Genomic DNA, 17084 nt, shown 5'->3' on the forward strand with positions numbered 1-17084 from the left:
AGCGAATTGTAATGTCTACACCGTTCGGATGGCGTGGCGGAAGACTTGAGTGATCAGCTGCACGCAAGTGACGGCAAACCAGCAGTGTTCGGTGCATGAGCTGGGCCGAATCTCTTTGAAGAGAGGCCATCTAGCTTACCGCGGCCTAACCTATAGCGCTTCAAGGAAAGAGTTCTGGCAACCGGCTCGATAAAGGCCCGCTTAGCCTGCGGCGGCGTCGATCGTGCAGCAAAGGCAAATCTGATTTGACAAACGGTGCGTTGCGTTTCATAAATAACTGCAACGCCATATCGGGTGCAAAAAATGCACCAAACGTTCAACTTGGGAGGATATCTGATGAGGAAGGGCTTTGGATTCGCCAGCAGTTTTGCGATTGCTGTTGGCTTGGTCGGCGCGCAGCCGGTTCTGGCGCAAGATGCTGGCGCATCTTCCGAGGCGTCTTCAAAAGATGTCGGTCTGGCCGAGATTGTTGTTACAGCGCAAAAACGCTCGGAAAATCTTCAGCGGGCTGCCATCTCTGTTACGGCTATTTCGACAGAAGACCTGGTTCGCAAGGGTGTCAGCGACGTGACACAGTTGCAGAGCATGGCGCCAGCGCTTCAGGTTGCCAGTTCGTACGGTCCGACCAATCAGTTCACGCTGCGCGGGATCGGTAACGTCGTCCTGAACGTCAACAGCGACTCCGCCGTGACAACCAACATCGATGGCGTGCCAATCGCCCGCCCGACCGGTGTTTCCGGCATGTTTTACGATCTGGAGCGCATTGAGGTCCTGAAGGGGCCGCAGGGAACGCTTTACGGCCGTAACGCCACCGGCGGCGCTATCAACGTGATCACGCAGAAGCCCAAATATGGCGAAACTTCCGGGTACATCAACGCATCCTACGGCAACTATGACGCCTTGAACGTCAACGCTGCCATCAATTTGCCAGTCGGCGAGAAATCAGCCCTCCGCATTGCTGGAACGTTAAGCCAGCGAGATGGGTATTTCTCGGATGGATCGGGCGATGAACGCACCCGTGCCGTTCGCGGAACTTTTCGGTCGCAGTTGTCAGACACGATTACTCTGACTATTGGCGGTGACTACTCGAAGACTGGCGGCGTTGGTCCCGGCGCGACCTTCTTCTCTAACCAACTAGACGAACGTATTGGTGTTCGTGATCCGCGTTCGGCGGCTGTGCTCAGCAGTACCTTGTCCTTCCCGACTTTCTCGTTCCTCTCGCCTTTGACGGCGCCAGATTTCCAGGACAACTGGCAGTGGGGGGTCTACGCGAACCTCGACGTTGATACCTCGGTCGGTACTCTCACAATCGAGCCTTCTTACCGGAAGACGCGTCTGGACTTTCTGTCGTCTGCGGGTGGTTTCTACTCGCGGATTGATGAGAGTGATGTCCAGAAGACGTTGGAAGCTCGCCTTGTTTCGCACAAAGGCAACCCGCTGCAGTACGTGATCGGTGCGTTCTATATGCAGGAAGACAACGCTTCGAACGTCGGCTTCAACCAGCAGTTTTTTGGTGCATACGGGCTCTTTAACCCGTCATCAAAGGCGTATGCTGGCTATGCACGTCTCACTTACAGCCTGACACCAGCTTTTCGAGTGAGCCTCGCTGGCCGTTATACCAGTGACAAGCGGTCGACTGTGCAGGATGTCGTGAATGGTATCGTGGTCTGCCCCGCCGCAAATCCGGCTAATCCTGCGTCTTTCTGTTTCGGGACCCCGTCATTTCCGAACGGGACGACGGCTCCGTCTGCGTGGGCAAACCCAGCCGGTGGTTATTTCCCTGCAGTCCCCTGGGGCACCACGGGCGGCTTAGCGGTCATCACGTATGGGGGCGTATTCAGCAGCCAGCAGACGTTCAACAAATTCACGTGGCGGGCTGGTGCCGAATATGATCTCGGGCCGAATTCCTTGCTGTTTGCCACCTATGAAACCGGCTTCAAGGCTGGCGGCTTTTTCAACGCGCCAGTAGGTTTCAACGCATCATTCGGTCCTGAGACTGTCGGCGCTTTCACGGTTGGCTCGAAGAACCGTTTTCTCGACAACCGGCTCCAGCTCAATCTGGAGGGTTTCTGGTGGACCTATAATGACAAGCAGTTCTCGCTCATCATTCCGGTGCCGGGTGGGACCACCTTCGCTACGCAGAACGTGGGCAAGTCTCGAGTCCGGGGTTTCGAAATTGAAGCTCTGGGCAAGGTTGCTTCGAACACGACTTTGAGCCTCAATATCCAATATCTGGATGCGAAGGAAATTTCGTTCGAATATGAGGCGCTGGCATTGCTTGGTCCGCCGTCAACCGGCTGCTCTTTCCCGGCTACACCAACCGCTGGCAAGTACCAGGTGACTTGCTCTGGCCAACGTTCGGTCAATTCTCCTGAATGGACTATCAATGCCGGTTTCGAGCAGGTATTCCCATTGGGAAGCGGCGCAGAAATCAAGTTCAATGCGCAAACCCGCTATCAAAGCAGCGTCCAGACGTCGTATGACTTCTTCGCTTCTGGCAAGCAGGACGGATACACCACCTCTGACCTGTACTTGACCTACGAAGCGCCGAAGAAGGCATTTTTCATCACCGCATTTGTCAACAATGTTGAGGATACGGCTGCCAAATCCTACACGGCGACGCATCCTCGGGGCAGCCTTCCGCGGCTCGACCGTTTCAGCGTTACGCCGCCCCGGACATATGGCGTGCGGGCCGGAGTGAAGTTCTGATTCCTTACGCATCTTTGTAAGGTAGCGAGTTGGGCAGTTGGTATCGTAGTGGATACGGCTGCCCAATTTGTATCGGGCCGCTCAAAAGCTCGCTTCTGCCTTCTGTTCAGCCAACCATTTTGCCGATAGAATCTGGAGATAAGCGCACATGAAGGCAGCGGCTGAGGTGGTGATCGTCGGCATGGGTCCGGTGGGTGCGGCCCTGGCCTGTCTGCTTGGCCGGGCCGGGATTTCGGTTGCTGTGGTCGATCGCGAGATGGCGATTTTCGACAAGCCGCGGGCCATCGTGCTCGATCATGAGGCGCTGCGCATTCTTCAGTTTTGCGGCATTGAACAGGCATTTCTGGAATCGGTTTCGCCGCATACAGGAACCGACTTTGTCGGGATGGACGGCTCGATCATCAAGCTCTTCGATCCGAAGGCCCCACCGTTCGAGCTCGGCTGGCCGCCAAACGTGATGTTTGTCCAGCCTGAACTGGAGGAGGCACTCGCCCGGGCGATGGCTGCCTGTCCGTCCGTCCGCTGCTACCGAGGGGTAACTGTCGCAGCAATCAGTCAGACCGAACTTGCGGCTATAGTCTCTGGACAGGACTCAGAGGGGAAGCCCGTCGAGTTTACGGCCGATTGGGTGATCGGGGCGGATGGTGCGAACAGCCAAGTGAGGACGTCCGCAGGTCTCGAAATCGAGGATCTCGATTTTTCCGAATGGTGGGCGGTGGTTGACGCATGGCTGATCGGGCGTGCCGACCTTCCCGACAAGACTACGCAATACTGCCATCCCAGTCGCCCAGCGACGTTCGTGGTGGGACCCCGCAATTTGCGACGCTGGGAAATCAAGTTGTTGCCCGGTGAACTGCCCGAAGAATATCGCGACGAGAAGGCAGTGCGAGGCTTGCTCGCCAACTTCGTTGATGTTGATGCCCTCGATATCTGGCGGAGCGCCGTATACAGCTTCCGTGCGGCGGTTGCGCGCCGCTGGCGGAACGGCCGGCTGATCATTGCGGGCGATGCCGCGCACACGATGCCACCCTTCCTCGCGCAGGGCCTGTGTGCAGGGCTACGCGATGCCAGCAACCTGGGCTGGCGGCTCGTTCAGGTTCTGCGCCATGGTGCAGGGCATTCGTTGCTCAACAATTATGAGGATGAACGCAGGCCCCACGTCTCCGAAATCATTCACCACGCCAAGGAATTCGGCCTGATTATCGGCGAGCTTGACCCCGAGCGGGCAAAGGAGCGTGACAGGACCCTGATCCAGCAGTTGCAAACGAAGGCCGTATCAACCGAGAGACAGGCCTTCGTGCCATCGTTGCGCGATGGTCTGATCGATTGTCGGTCGGCAACAGCTGGCTCGCTGTTTGTTCAGGGACGAGTACGCTGCGACGGCGGCGAAGAAGCGCTGATGGACGATATCCTCGGCCCGCAGTTCCTGATTGTGGCATGTGATCGCAGCATGCTGGAACTGGACGGGGGCCTGGCCGAACAATGGTCCGGGATCGGCGGCCTCCGGCTTCTGGTCGGCGCGGAATCTGCCGGGCCTTTTATACACGGATTGATCGATCAGCACGGGTTGTTGCAAGATTGGCTCGAACGAAACGGTGCCGAGGCCGTCATCGTGCGTCCGGATCGCTATGTATACGGTGCTGCAACAGGTCGAAGCAATCTAGAGCGGATGGTTGGCGATATTCTGGCCGCGCACGGCGTGTGTGAGGGCGCATGAATAGTTCTCGTTTGGCTTAGTTTCAGTTTGGGCCGGCGCATCAGAAATCTGGCTGCGCTGGTTTTTGTAGCTTGTTCCCACATTATGGGCCGCATGGTTCTAAAGTGTGCGCGGCCGAGGGCGAGGATCGGTGAATGAATGCTTTTCCAAACGCTGCTTCTGGCCGCCACGCCGAGGGGGCAACAAAGGCCTATCCTTGGTTCGTCGTTGTCGTTCTTCTGATTGTCGGGATTGTATCCTATCTTGATCGCAATATCATTGCCCTGCTTATCGAGCCTATCAAAGAAGACCTGGGTATAACGGACACCGGTGCAAGCCTGTTGCAGGGAACGGCATTCGCCGTCTTTTTCGTGGCGTTCGGCTATCCCAGTGGAATCCTCGTTGATCGCGCCAATCGCCGCAACCTGCTTGTTTTTGGCGTAGCACTGTGGAGCGTGATGACCGCAGCAGGTGGCTTGGCGACCTCCTTCTGGGAATTGTTTGCAGCCCGCGCCGGTGTCGGGATCGGTGAGGCATTTCTGGCTCCCGCTGCGTTCTCGCTGATCGCGGATTATTTTGCGCCAGCTGAGCGGGGGCGGGCGATGAGCACGTACAACATGGCCAATTACCTTGGCGGCGGCGGCTCCATGCTGGTGGGCGGGCTGGTCTTGCGCTCTCTCGGAGGGCTGGGAACTTCCCAATTACCTTTGCTCGGCTCAACGGCGAACTGGCAGGCGACACTCATCATCATCGGGCTGCCAGGGATCTTGCTGGCTGGACTGCTGTTCGCTGTTCGCGAGCCCCGTCGGGAGCAGTCTCCCCAAACCTCTGGAAAGCCGGGGCAAGGGTCGCTCCTTGTTCACTTTCGGCAAGCTCCAGGCGTGCATTTTGCGGTTCATCTTGTGTCTGCGCTGACGGTTTTCGCCGGTGTCACTTTGGCATCATGGATACCATCCTACTTTGTCCGCAAGTTTGGCATAAGTCCTGCCGATGCCGGTGTAATGCTGGGACCTGTCAATGCGGTGGGAGGCGTTGTTGGCTGCATTGCCAGCGGCTTTGCGGGCGATCGCTTTGTCAAAAGGGGCGTCAGAGGGGGGCGCTTCCGGGCAGGGCTTTATTGGTTGCCCGTGGCTCTCTTGAGCCTCATCGGCATTGCCTTTGCATCGGCTGCTAGCACGGCACTGGCATGGGACGGCCTGTTCATGGCCGCCAGCGGGTTTGGCCTAGCGAGCGTAGTGCCCACGATTCACGACGTTACGCCCGCCAATCTTCGCGGGCGGGCTGCCTCTGTTCATTTCGTGCTGGCGGGATTGCTGGCGATCGGCACCGGGGCGACGCTGGTTGCCCTTGTGAACGACTATGTGTTCGGCAACGGAAACGCGCTGGGCAGCTCGTTGCTGGTCGTCCTGACACCGGCCATACTTATCGGTCTTGCCACCTGTGCTTTCTTCCAGCGTGGCTACGAGAGCCGCAGGCAACAATTCAATCACGCCGGGCGCCCCTCATATTCGTCAATCGACCCTGCATCAGTGGGGCATTCGACTGCAAAGGCCAGAAGAATGTCGGAAATTCGATCAGCACTGCTCAATCTTTCCACCTGCCATCTCTCTGACGCGCTTGGCGGCAGGGGTGTGCTGGAGCCTGGTCTTGTCCGGCTCAGCGGGACGGGGACGGCAGCGGGCAAGGTCGTTACGGCGGAATGCAGCGAAGGATCGCTGCAGCCGGTGTTTGTCGCGGTCGAAGCGGCGGAGCCCACGGACTTCCTCTGCATTCGCGGGCCAGGCAATACGGCCTACCTTGGTGACTTGCTCGCCACCAATGTGGTGAACCGCGGATTGTCTGGCGTGATTGTGGATGGACTTGCTCGTGATCGCTCCGCGCTCGCGGCGATGTCCGCAACCTTTTGCGCAAGGGGGCTCACGCCAGTCAACCTGCGCCGGCAGGAGCCGGGACGGACCTTGGCGTCCGTTGTGATGTACGGCATCAAGATTGAGCCTGGTGACTGGCTGGTCGTCGATGATGACGGTGCCATCGCGATCAAGCCGTCGCAGGTTGATGAGGCAATCCAGAAGGCCCGCAAGTCGATTGCTGTTGAGGGTCGCATCAAGGAACTCATCCTGCAGCGCATTCCCGTGCAGGAAGCAGTCCGCCGCGCACTCGCCGAAGCAGGAGCTTGAGTGCTGCCAACAACTCGGCCGCCATGCTGTGCTGCCCAGAGTAACGCCAAGCTTTGGATTCTGCACTCATCAGACTCTCGAATATATCGGCATTTGAAAATGGGTGGATGGTAATTTTCGTATCCAGTCAATCAACGGAGTGATTGAGATGGTGGACCTCAATGCGTCAAACACGGCCGAGCGGAATTATCCCTTGAACTGCTGGTGGATCGCGGCATTCGCTGATGAAGTGGTTTCGAGGCCCTTGGGCAGATGGCTGCTGGACACGCCTGTCGTTTTGTTCCGAACGGAAAACGGGCATATGGCAGCTCTTGAGGATCGTTGCCCCCATCGCCAAGCTCCGTTGTCATCCGGCACGGTTTGCGGCAGTGCCATCCAGTGCGGCTATCACGGATTTCAGTTTGCAGCTGATGGGCGCTGCATCAAGGTTCCCTCGATGGCGCGACCGGCTCCGCTGCGGGTGGAAACCTTTCCGGTACGCGAAATAGGTCCTCTAGTTTGGATATACTTGGGGGACAAGGCGCAGATCGATTTGGTGCCGCCTCCGCCAGTGTTCAGCTGGATGACCGACCCGAGCTTTGCGACGCGAAAGGGCGTGATGGAGATTGCGGCGAACTATCTGCTTTTGAAGGAAAATGTCCTCGACCTGACGCATCTACCCTATGTCCATGGCAACAGTTTCCAAATCATGGACTGGGCGGATCCGCCGCAGGTCATTCAGGACGGTGAAACGGTGGGCTATAGACAGGAGTTCATCCGCAGTCCGTTGGCCCCCGGTTATGCGCATTCAATTGGCGTGGCTCCGGGCACCCCTTGGAACCGGGTCGGACAGGGAAAATTCCTCTCGCCGAGCGCTCACGAGAGCTCGACTGAAATGTTTGATCCCGATCATCCGACCGTTTCGAGCGGCAAGACCTTCTTTGCTCACCTGGCCACGCCGGTTGACAGAGGACACATGCTTTACTTCTATGTTGTCGGAAGAAATCATGCCGCTAGTGCAGAAGAAATGGATCAATTTGCAGAAATTCTGCTAAACGGGTTTGATGAGGACAGGGTAATACTTGAACAGGTCCAAGTCATGACAACGCGAACGCCGCGGCGCGGAGGTCAGGGCGAACGCAGCGTGAAGGCAGATGCGGCCGCCGTCGCTGCAAGGCGTATCGTTGAAATCTGGATGAAACGCGAAACGGAGGCGTGAGAATCTTCACTGCTTGCCGACGGGCCTTTGCGGCTGCCGTTCGATTTATGCGCCGGTGCGCAAGCGGGTATTCAGATGACGGATGTTTTGATCCAGCCGGTCGAGCAAGCCAATCAGCACATCCTCATCGATGGATTCGGTAATCTGGTGTCGATAGGGCCCGACGCGGGCCATTACACTGGCATGAAAAGCTTCGCCCTCACGAGTGAGAGAAATGATCAGCTGCCGCGGATCTAGTGCGTGATTTACGCGGTCCACAAGGTTTCGGTTCTCGAGCTGTTTCAGCAGTCGGCTGATCCAGGCTTTGTCTACTTGCAGATCCCGGCTAATCTCGCTCACCGAGACCCTAGGGCATTCTGCCAAATAGGCAATAATTCGAAGCTCGGTCAGTCCAATGAAATGGCTGTCACTCAGAATTAATTTTGCACATTCCTCAACGGCGGCCGCAGCTGAGACAAGGCGTACGGTCAAGGCGGAGTCAAAGGCCGTCCTTTCTTGGCGTCTTCTTGGACTGGCGGCGTGTGGCGATGACAGTTCAAAGGATGGTTCGCGGCTCATGAGACTGGCCTACCAAGGTTTGCGAAAAACTCCAATTCCCGCCTTTTGTTGTGATGACAACGATAGGCCTTAGGTATAGCGATACGCATCGTTACGTTTTTGGGCTCCGACCCATCCAAGCGGGCGGGCAAACAAGGGAGAGGTTATGGTCGATCAAGTCAGTCCGGCAGCTGCAAGCGCGCCGGTTTTCGCAAAGAGCCCAAAGGACTTTGCCAGCAGCGAAGCGATGCACGAAGCCTACCGCGAAATGCGGGGCTGTCCTGTCCACCGTACGGAGGCCCTCGGCGGTTTCTATTGGCTGACCCGCTACGAGGATGTCGCTGCGGCCACTCGCAACGGCAAGGTCTATTCGTCAGCCGCCAAAGGCGTATTGCTCCCCGCTGACGAAGCTGCTCCGCGGCTTTTTGCATTGGAGCAGGAAGCCCCTGACCACATGCGATCGAAGCGGCTTTATATGGAAGCGCTCTCTCCGGCTCGCCTCAAGGTGCTGCAGAATGAGATCGCACGCATTGCGAATGAATTGATCGACAAATTCGCTGACAGCGGCACTTGCGATCTGATGAAGGATTTTGCCCACAGTCTGCCAGTGCTCGTCATGTGTGCGGCGGTCGGTGTGAAGGATGTGTCGGTTGATCGCATCCGCGAGGTCGCCGGCGGGTTCGGCAAGGATCCGGAAACGCGCCGAAAGGTTATCATGGATCTTGGCAACATGGTGCTGGATGAAGTGCTGGATCGCCGAGCCAATCCGGCAGATGACTACCTTTCGCTTGTTGCCCATGCTGAACTTGGTGGTCGCCGGATGGATGAAGGCGAATTGGGGCGATTCATGTCGGGGTTCCTTACCGCTGGCCATGAAACCACGACTTCAACGCTCGGCTCGTTCCTGTTCCACGTCCTGCAGCGGCCGGAGCTGGCTGACCGGATTCTGGTTGACGATGCGCTGCTGGCTGCAGCCGTAGAGGAAACCGTTCGCCTGAACCCGCCGTTCCACGCATTCCAGCGAACCGCGGTTGAAGAAACCGATGTGGACGGCATTGCCATTCCTGCCGGCTCTACCGTCCGCCTGTGTTATGCAGCGGCCAACCGCGACCCTGAAATATTTGACCGGCCCAACGAATTTGACCCTGAACGCCCGGCCAAGCCCCACTTCGGATTTGGCGGTGGCCGGCATGTCTGCGCGGGAGCACCGCTGGCTCGCATGGAGGTTGCCATAGCCTTCCGCACCCTGATGGCGCGCCTGCCGGACATCCGGCTCGCCAGCAACGAGATCGAGTATCTGTATCTCGACGGGACCTTCATCAGGCCCAAATCGGTCGACGCAGTCTTCACTCCGAGCCAGGGCGGGCGGTCCTAAGGCGGGCTGACGCTGCTGGGAGCCCCGCTGAAGCAGCAGCGGCTCCCAGCAGAGGGCGGCCGACGGCCATTGCGAGCAAAGTTTCCGCCACCGTTGGACAGTGGCTTAGCATCACGCGCTGGTCCTGCGCGTGCCCACAGCGACACTCACAGATGAAATTCGGCGTTGATTTGCCCAGCTCCGCTTGAAGCAAAGTAGGGCGAGATGATTTCGGTCCTGCCGGCGTACTGATCCCATCCGAGCAGTCCGAACAGCATATGGGTATCGGCCATCAATGCTTCGCCGTTGCACTTGGTCGAATAGTCGGGAAGCATCCAGCAGAATTCCGCATAGAGCCGCTCCTCCCACATCCCGAGGACACGGATGTCCATCTGGCGGTTGAATTCCGGAGCTGGCGAATCCCACTGGCTGGCGCCAACTTGGCTATTCGCGATGAGCTTGTGGGACAGAGACCCGCTGGCAATCACCGCCACTTTGCGGTCGGACGCCAGTATGGCGCGGCGCGCTGCTTCGCCGATACGCCGGTTTTCCTCCACGGATGCGAACAGCGATGAGGCGACCGAGACGACCTTGCGTCGACCTTCGGCGTTCATGTAGCGCATGGGCACGATCGTTCCGTATTCCAGCGGCAGAGAATCTATCTTGTGGGCGAGAATTTCCACGCTGGCGCTTTCAGATTCAGCCGCGATCATGTCTCCAAGCTCCGGATCCCCAGGGTAGTCATACTCAAGGTCCTGGATCATGTGTGGGGCTTCATGGCTGGTGTAGATGCCTTTGTGACGAGCCTTTGCATTTATGTGGCAGCCAAAATTCGAAAGCCAATGGGTATCGAAAACGAGATAGGTATCGACCCCTCGTTCTTCACACCTCCGGCCAATCTCCCGCAGACCAGCAATGGCTTCGTCCCGGGACCCGAAAATTGGGCCCGGTCGCTCGGAAATCAGCAGCGAAGGGACATGCGTGACTTTGGCCGCCATGATGATCTCGCCCACGGGACCTGCTCCTTTCCTCTAGCGAATTCCACGGCGACGCTTCAGGCGGGCATGCTTTCCCGCAGAAACTCTTCTAGAATGCCAAAGGCACCCTCGGCCTGTTGCTGTGTGTGATCCCGAGTGAAGTTGGTCGGCTGGCTGGCGAGATAGAAGTGCTCGTAGAGATCGACGCGGCCGCCAAGGCCAGACCCGATAAAATCCCATGCCATTCGGAAGATCGTTGCGCGGGCGTGAGGGTCGTCGCCACTGGCGGTTGGCAGATACTTTTCAAGCAGGGGCCGCATGAGCTCGTTTTCAAAAGCGTCGAGGGAAGGTGTCGCAAGCAAATTGTGACCGCCGATCGAACGCATCAATTCGGCCATGCGGGCCATCCAGGTTGGCATGAGATCACGCAGCGCCCGCAGTGGCCGATCATCACAGAAGAATGCGCCCGATGTGCCAAATTCATGCGCATTGGCGCGTCCGGCTGTGTTCGCGGCGCGGGTCATCTGCGAATATGCCCAGATTTCGCCGAGACGCATCGCAAAATCCGCACGCTTGTCGACATTCATGATTTTTGCCATGGCGGTGCAAATGTCATAGGCGAATTCAAGCTTTACGGCTGCCCGCGTTGAGGTCTGCTGGAAAACATTGGCGGCCCAGCCGGATCCACGAACGCTGTTGTACACCTCGAGATCGCAGTCGATGAACAGCCGTTCGTAGGGTACTTCAACATCATCGAAGATGACGTAGCTGTCCTGTTCATCGAACCGCGCAGAAAACGGGTTGTCCTGGACACTGCGATTTGTACCGTAATGATCGCGGCAAACTTGGATCACGCCCTTGGTGTTGACGGGGATCGAGAACATCAGCGCGTGTTCGGGTGCGCTGCCCGGAGCCAGCGGAGCGGAGGGGTAGACGAACATCTCATCCGCGAACGGCCCTAGCGTGGCGAGGACCTTCGCACCGCGCACGATCACGCCATTCTCGTTCCGTCCTACGACTTTCGCAGCGATTTCTGCGTTCACGCCCTGCAATTCGCCGATGCTCTTGTCGATCGCCGGCTGAATGATGGCGTGGGTCATCGAGAGGTCTTTTTCGACGACTTCGCGGTGAAACCCTTCGAGCCTGTTGTAGAAGGATATGTCGCCGGCGGAGAAAATATCTTTTCGGGCGACAAAACCCGCAAGCGTGACGTTGACGTAATCGGGTGTCCGTCCAAGCATGCCCACCGAATAGCGGGAGAACCGCTCGAACGCGCGCTGGCGTTTCTCGAGGTCCTCGGCGCAACGCGGAACTATGAGGCTGGCGTTCATGAGATCACCGGTAACGGTATCGGGCACGAGGCACTCGTCGGCAAATTTGTGCTGCCAGTCGAAATAGCCGGCAATGCCGTGCGCCGAACCGGCCAATGCTGGATGAGCTGCCACATTGGCAACCAGTTCGGCTCCCAACCAGACATTGCGGCCGTCGTTGAGGCCGTCGACGAATTGCTGCGCGTTCCTTGCTGCCATGGCTTCCAACCCCTCTGACTGCGCGAACGATGCGAGGCTCGTTCGCTTAACAGTTACTGGTGTTTGACTGAGCCGACTGCTCGGTCATGCCAATGGCGGCTCCTGTGATTGTGTTGTACTTTCCTAGGAATGGGCTTCGGCCTGTTGCATCTGTCTGCGGTACGAGGTGGGAGTGTTTCCAAGTTTCATTTTGAAAAAGCGGCAGAAGTAAGCTGTGTCTGAGAAGCCTAGATGGGCGGCCACTTCCTTGATGCTGGCGGTTGAAAAAGCGAGCTGCCGCTTCGCTTCCTGCAGCAATCTCTCTCTGAGCAGGGACTTGGGAGTTGTGTTGCCGCACGCTTGGACAAGTTCGAACAGGTGCCATTCTGTCATCCCCATGTGCTGCGCGAAGAAAGATACCGATCGGTGATCACGGTAGTGCTGTTCCACGAGGCCGAGAAAGCGCCGATAAAGCGCCAATTTCTGGCTCGAACTGCTGATCGGGCCGCCGCCATGGCCAGGCTGCATGTCCAAAGTCAGCGCGAGGATTGACTGGACCAACCCTTCACAGATCGCTGTTCCCCAGCGCCGCGATTCGTCCAGTTCGCTGTTCAGCAAGCCATAGAGGGTCGAGAGCGTGGCATGCACCGCAAGGCAATCGGAATTTTTGATCTCGATGCAAAACGGGACCAGTTCCTCTGGCCCGGGCAGTGAGCGGTCCCGCTCCAGGATGCGGCGCACCAAATGCTGGCTCAGGGTCAGTACGTGGCCACCTGCATCGAGGCTGAAGGAAAAGGCATGCGGCACCGCTGCAGGGGTGACAAAGATTGCCGGGCCGTTCGCTTCAGTGCGGCGCGTATCGTTCAAGAGCTCGAACGAGCCCTTCATGATATGATGAATTTGCAGGTAGTTGTCATGCCGGTGCGGGATCGGACTGCGGCCGAGGATTTCCGAAAGCGCAGCTATGGTTCCATACTGGATTTCGTGGTTGCGGAAGCTGCAGACCTGGATCTCTGCCAGGTCGATACTGGGAATAGCGCTTGCTTCCTCCGGGATGGCCTGGGCGGACGGATTGACGTTCAAGGCCACGGCTTATGCACCTAGACTGTGTCCCGCCACCTCATCTCCGCACGGGCGGTTAGCCACCAGCCTTCGCCAGCAGCTGTTGCACGACGAGCCGGAGCGCTTTTTGGTCGTGCTCCGCGACAAGATTTCCGGCGTCATCGAAGGCTTTGAAGGCAGCGGCGACTGCGGCCATGGCAGGTATGACGAACGCTCCGAGCCCAAGGCTCAACTTCTGGCGGAATGCCGTCAGCGCACGGTAACCGCCAACTGGGCTCGGCGAGGCCGCCCCGATGGCAAAAAGCGGTGTCTCGAAAGCCTCTTCCATGCCGCCTTCATAGTGACGAACTCGGGACATCCAATCGAGTGCGTTGAGGATGAGCGGGGAGGGGAACGAGTTGTATTCCGGCGTCGCGATGAAAATTCCGTTTTGCGCGGAAAAAAGTGCGTGAAGGTCAAGGATCGCTTGCGGAATTCCTGCCTCCTCGATTTCGGCATCGTAAATCGGCACCGCGAAATTCGCGAGGGAGCAACGCGTGACGAGCGCCCCGGCATTCTCGGCTTCACGGGCAAAGGCTTCGCATAGCGTGGAGTTAAAGGATCCTGGTCGAAGTGACCCGGACAGGACCATGATTTTCGTCTGCAAAGCTGCACTCCTGAGAGTTCGCCGAGGTCGTCAAGACTCGGTCGGCTGAGTCTAATTCAATACGCTGCGTTACGCAATATCCGCAGGTTGGCTTCGCGGGATCCAGCGATCGCTCTTGTCTTTTCCCGCTAAAAACATGCCCCTTTCTGACCAAAGACGGCTGCGTTGCCGACCGGCGTGAGGCGGGCTTGCAGGACGAAGCAAATCGCTTTTACAATACGGTCCGTTCAATATAAGGCCGTTAGGAGCAATAGGCCCCGCTGTGGCATGAGGCTGCGGCTAGTTTCGATCGCCGTGAACGCAAGCTCTCGAAAAGCCGTTGAGCTGGGATGATCCGCAAGGAGATTGGCATGTACGTCGAAGAAAGAGTTTACACCGTGATGCCGGGTCGGATTGCAGAATATCTGGAGCTTTACGAGACCAAGGGCTTGGTCCCACAACAGCGCTACATCAAGCACATGCTGGGATACTACGCCAGTGAGATCGGCGATCTTAACGAGGTCATTCATATGTGGATTCATGAGAGCCTCGACGCGCGTGATCTGAACCGGGAGGCGATGAAGGCCGATCCTGAGTTTGCGGCCTATTGGCGTCAAGTGCGCGGGATCGTTGTTGCCCAGCGCACCCGCATCATGAAGCCGGCTCCCTTTTTCCGCGACCGCCTAAGCTGTTTGCTAGAAATTTGTCAGCCGCCCCGAGAGGCGCCAGTTCACTGCACGCTGTAGTGCAGGGCGCGTCGCCGCAGCCGTACGCGACTACTTTCCGGACGGTACAGGGCATTGCCCGAAATTTGATGCCGTCACTCTCAGACCAACTGAACCTAAGCCGGAGCTGACCCTGCCATGTACAAATTCGACATTGATCAGTTCAAGCGCGATTTCTTCGTACAACATGATCAGCCCGATCTCCCATTTTCGACCGATCGGAGGCCGGTGTTCAGCTCCGCGGCGCCAGCGATGGACAAGGTCAATGCAAGCCGCGTCTGGCGCAGGTGGGGCGATACGTTCATCGCATGGCAGTATGGCGAATGGCTCCAGGAGGCTTCGGCCCACACCAGCACGGCTTTCATCGGCGACTGGAGCGCCATTTCCAAAGTCGAGATCACCGGCCGGGATGCGACGCGGTTTCTGGAAGCTATCGGGGTTGCCGATCTCTCGAAATTCCAGATCGGGCGTATCCGTCACTATGTCCTGACCGATCACAACGGCAAGGTCACAACAGAGGGCGTTCTCGGAAGAATATCCGAGAACGAGTATTACTATACCGCCGGTGGAGGCGAATGGATTGTCTATCAGGCCGAGCAGTTCTATATGGATGTCGGTGCCAGGCTCGTCACACCGGACCTGTTCATCTTCGAATTGCAAGGCCCGAAATCGATCGACATTCTTGAAGCCGCGGCACGTGACAATCTGCGTCACCTCGCCTTCAATCACTGGTGCCACGCAACCATTGCCGGTGCGCCGGTGCGAATCCTGCGCACTGGAATAAGCGGCGAGCTTGGCTACGAAATACATGGTTCAACCAGTGAAGGTGCCAATGTGTGGGAAGCGATATATCTCGCCGGATTGCCGATCGGCCTGGAGCCGCTCGGGATGCGGTGCCAGGTCCTGTCACACATTGAATCGGGGATCGCCACCGCCGGGTTCGATTACATGCCGGCTTCGATCGGCGGACCGGGCGGATCGAACATTTCCGTTTCCGGAGGCGGTCAGAAAGTGCTCGGCACTTACCACCACAATTCGATCGAGGACATGTTCCGGTCACCCTTCGAGCTTAACTGGTGTTCACGCAAGGTGGTCGAACGAAAGGATTTCATCGGTGCCGAGGCGCTTCGCCGTGAACTCGCCGAAGGGGGGCCACGCCGCCGTTTGCTCGGATTGGTCTGGGACACGCGTGATGTTGTCGATGTGTTTGCCTCGCTGTTCGAGGGTGGTGAGATTGCCCCCCAGATGGACATGCCGCGGCGATACGCTGCCGAGTATTTGTCAGTGACCAAAGCCGGTAAGGAAGTCGGCTGCGCCACTTCGCGGGTTTATAGCCCGAACTTACGGCGCATGATCTCCTTCGTTCACATCGACTGCGATCTTGCCGAGCCGGAGGTCGAGGTTGAAGTGGCCTGGGGCGTCGATCAGTCTAACCAGCGCAGCATTCGCGCGAAGACAATCGTGTTGCCGTTCAAGCCAGACAATCGCCGCGCTGACGTCACCGCGCCGTGATTTCTCGGGCAGACCACCGACCACCGAACCCGCAAAGATCGGAACGAGATCAAACCGGGCGCTGTGACCGACTGTGTGACCGATGATCCAACAGCACTATTTGCTTGCCCAGTGCAGGCATAGCCTTGGGCTGGTCGGAACCACTTGGGGTGAAGGCGGCGTTGCGTCATCTGGACGACGTAGGATGGGAGAAGCTGGACGCGGGGCCGCACGTTAAACGAGCACTTCTACATGGACGTTGGGCGCATGCGCAGAAGTTTAATGTCTTTCATGGAAGCCAACTGTCTGTCGGCGCTGCGCCAACGCTCCTTTACCGTGTGCTGCGATCCGCGTTCAGGCCCTTACATGCCCTTCGCTATCGAACTCGATATCAAGCAACCGAAAAAATTGGCGAGGATATTCCGAAATGAATCTCTCATCGATTGGGCCGTGCCCCCAAAAAAGGCGAAAATACACTGATGAATAGAGCATATCAGTAAGAATTTCCGTATCGACGTTTGGAAATGAAGGGTACTCCCTCTTCAGTCTCTCAACTGCCTCGTAAACCACTGCGCGCCTGCCGTAGTAGAATCGCTCCCGGAATTGTCGTTGGACATCTGCATCGGATTGCCCTTCGGCAAGTATCTGGCCGACGATACGTCCTGCCCAGCCTGCATACTGCCGGGCAAACAACTGCCAATGTTGGAGCAAGGCTTCAGCGGGATGGATGTCATGGCGCATCGGGGTATGCATGATATGATGCTCTATGAAAGCATCAATGACGACAGACGCCTTCGATTGCCACCACCGGTAAATGGTTGCCTTGCTAACCCCTGCTTCGCGGGCGATGGCTTCAATAGTGATCGCTTGGATTGACTGTTCCTGCAGAAGCAAAATTGTTGCCTCAAGGATTGCCTTCTTCGTTGCCTCACTCCGGGGGCGCCCAGCATTCCTTACAGGCTTGCCAATTGTCATCACTTGCTTCGTAGCTTTCGCGGTGGCCATTAAACTCTACCTTGATAACA

At 57.6% G+C, this 17084-nt stretch carries 13 protein-coding genes; 7 read left to right on the top strand and 6 right to left on the bottom strand.

The window, feature by feature from the left end; all coding sequences use genetic code 11:
* Nucleotides 1-336: 336 nt before the first annotated feature.
* The 4 genes from ACZ1JW_RS13600 (at nt 337) to ACZ1JW_RS13615 (ending at nt 7780) form a co-directional block, all read left to right on the top strand.
* Nucleotides 337-2709, top strand: coding sequence for a TonB-dependent receptor (locus tag ACZ1JW_RS13600; RefSeq protein WP_465140945.1), 2373 nt, complete (start codon nt 337-339; stop codon nt 2707-2709).
* 148 nt (nt 2710-2857) lie between these two features.
* Nucleotides 2858-4426, top strand: a complete 1569-nt coding sequence (locus ACZ1JW_RS13605) for a bifunctional 3-(3-hydroxy-phenyl)propionate/3-hydroxycinnamic acid hydroxylase (protein ID WP_465140946.1) — start codon at nt 2858-2860, stop codon at nt 4424-4426.
* Between the two features lie 134 nt (nt 4427-4560).
* The gene (locus ACZ1JW_RS13610) at nt 4561-6582 is read left to right on the top strand and encodes an MFS transporter (RefSeq protein ID WP_465140947.1); all 2022 of its coding nucleotides are present in this window, start codon (nt 4561-4563) and stop codon (nt 6580-6582) included.
* Nucleotides 6583-6730: 148 nt separating this feature from the next.
* Nucleotides 6731-7780: a Rieske 2Fe-2S domain-containing protein gene (locus ACZ1JW_RS13615; RefSeq protein ID WP_465140948.1), complete on the top strand. Its 1050-nt coding sequence runs from the start codon at nt 6731-6733 to the stop codon at nt 7778-7780.
* A 45-nt stretch (nt 7781-7825) separates the two neighbouring features.
* On the opposite strand, the gene ACZ1JW_RS13620 is transcribed toward ACZ1JW_RS13615, so the two are convergent.
* The gene (locus ACZ1JW_RS13620) at nt 7826-8338 is read right to left on the bottom strand and encodes a MarR family winged helix-turn-helix transcriptional regulator (RefSeq protein ID WP_465140949.1); all 513 of its coding nucleotides are present in this window, start codon (nt 8336-8338) and stop codon (nt 7826-7828) included.
* 409 nt (nt 8339-8747) lie between these two features.
* Between ACZ1JW_RS13620 and ACZ1JW_RS13625 the strand changes: the two genes are divergently transcribed.
* Complete coding sequence (locus tag ACZ1JW_RS13625) at nt 8748-9692, top strand: cytochrome P450 (RefSeq protein ID WP_465140950.1); 945 nt, start codon at nt 8748-8750, stop codon at nt 9690-9692.
* A gap of 146 nt (nt 9693-9838) precedes the next feature.
* On the opposite strand, the gene hpaD is transcribed toward ACZ1JW_RS13625, so the two are convergent.
* The 4 genes from hpaD to ACZ1JW_RS13645 form a co-directional block, all read right to left on the bottom strand.
* Complete coding sequence (gene hpaD, locus ACZ1JW_RS13630) at nt 9839-10684, bottom strand: 3,4-dihydroxyphenylacetate 2,3-dioxygenase (RefSeq protein ID WP_465140951.1); 846 nt, start codon at nt 10682-10684, stop codon at nt 9839-9841.
* Between the two features lie 41 nt (nt 10685-10725).
* Nucleotides 10726-12177: a 4-hydroxyphenylacetate 3-hydroxylase N-terminal domain-containing protein gene (locus tag ACZ1JW_RS13635; protein WP_465140952.1), complete on the bottom strand. Its 1452-nt coding sequence runs from the start codon at nt 12175-12177 to the stop codon at nt 10726-10728.
* A 123-nt stretch (nt 12178-12300) separates the two neighbouring features.
* On the bottom strand, nt 12301-13245 hold the full coding sequence (locus ACZ1JW_RS13640) for a helix-turn-helix domain-containing protein (RefSeq protein ID WP_465140953.1): 945 nt from the start codon (nt 13243-13245) through the stop codon (nt 12301-12303).
* 49 nt (nt 13246-13294) lie between these two features.
* On the bottom strand, nt 13295-13864 hold the full coding sequence (locus ACZ1JW_RS13645; protein ID WP_465140954.1) for an NADPH-dependent FMN reductase: 570 nt from the start codon (nt 13862-13864) through the stop codon (nt 13295-13297).
* A 350-nt stretch (nt 13865-14214) separates the two neighbouring features.
* On the opposite strand from ACZ1JW_RS13645, the gene ACZ1JW_RS13650 reads away from it, so the two are divergent.
* Complete coding sequence (locus ACZ1JW_RS13650; RefSeq protein ID WP_465140955.1) at nt 14215-14589, top strand: NIPSNAP family protein; 375 nt, start codon at nt 14215-14217, stop codon at nt 14587-14589.
* Nucleotides 14590-14706: 117 nt separating this feature from the next.
* Nucleotides 14707-16080, top strand: a complete 1374-nt coding sequence (locus tag ACZ1JW_RS13655) for a hypothetical protein (RefSeq protein ID WP_465140956.1) — start codon at nt 14707-14709, stop codon at nt 16078-16080.
* Nucleotides 16081-16413: 333 nt separating this feature from the next.
* Here ACZ1JW_RS13655 and ACZ1JW_RS13660 read toward each other — a convergent pair whose 3' ends face one another.
* Complete coding sequence (locus ACZ1JW_RS13660) at nt 16414-17064, bottom strand: TetR/AcrR family transcriptional regulator (protein ID WP_465140957.1); 651 nt, start codon at nt 17062-17064, stop codon at nt 16414-16416.
* Nucleotides 17065-17084: the final 20 nt, after the last annotated feature.

This window comes from Novosphingobium sp. BL-A-28-Hi1-0D (assembly GCF_055521755.1).

What these genes read in the sequence shown, in the direction of transcription:
- ACZ1JW_RS13600 (WP_465140945.1), top strand. Translation starts at nt 337, where the DNA reads ATGAGGAAGGGCTTTGGATTCGCCAGCAGTTTTGCGATTGCTGTTGGC.
- ACZ1JW_RS13605 (WP_465140946.1), top strand. Translation starts at nt 2,858, where the DNA reads ATGAAGGCAGCGGCTGAGGTGGTGATCGTCGGCATGGGTCCGGTGGGT.
- ACZ1JW_RS13610 (WP_465140947.1), top strand. Translation starts at nt 4,561, where the DNA reads ATGAATGCTTTTCCAAACGCTGCTTCTGGCCGCCACGCCGAGGGGGCA.
- ACZ1JW_RS13615 (WP_465140948.1), top strand. Translation starts at nt 6,731, where the DNA reads ATGGTGGACCTCAATGCGTCAAACACGGCCGAGCGGAATTATCCCTTG.
- ACZ1JW_RS13620 (WP_465140949.1), bottom strand. Translation starts at nt 8,338, where the DNA reads ATGAGCCGCGAACCATCCTTTGAACTGTCATCGCCACACGCCGCCAGT.
- ACZ1JW_RS13635 (WP_465140952.1), bottom strand. Translation starts at nt 12,177, where the DNA reads ATGGCAGCAAGGAACGCGCAGCAATTCGTCGACGGCCTCAACGACGGC.
- ACZ1JW_RS13650 (WP_465140955.1), top strand. Translation starts at nt 14,215, where the DNA reads ATGTACGTCGAAGAAAGAGTTTACACCGTGATGCCGGGTCGGATTGCA.
- ACZ1JW_RS13655 (WP_465140956.1), top strand. Translation starts at nt 14,707, where the DNA reads ATGTACAAATTCGACATTGATCAGTTCAAGCGCGATTTCTTCGTACAA.
- ACZ1JW_RS13660 (WP_465140957.1), bottom strand. Translation starts at nt 17,064, where the DNA reads ATGGCCACCGCGAAAGCTACGAAGCAAGTGATGACAATTGGCAAGCCT.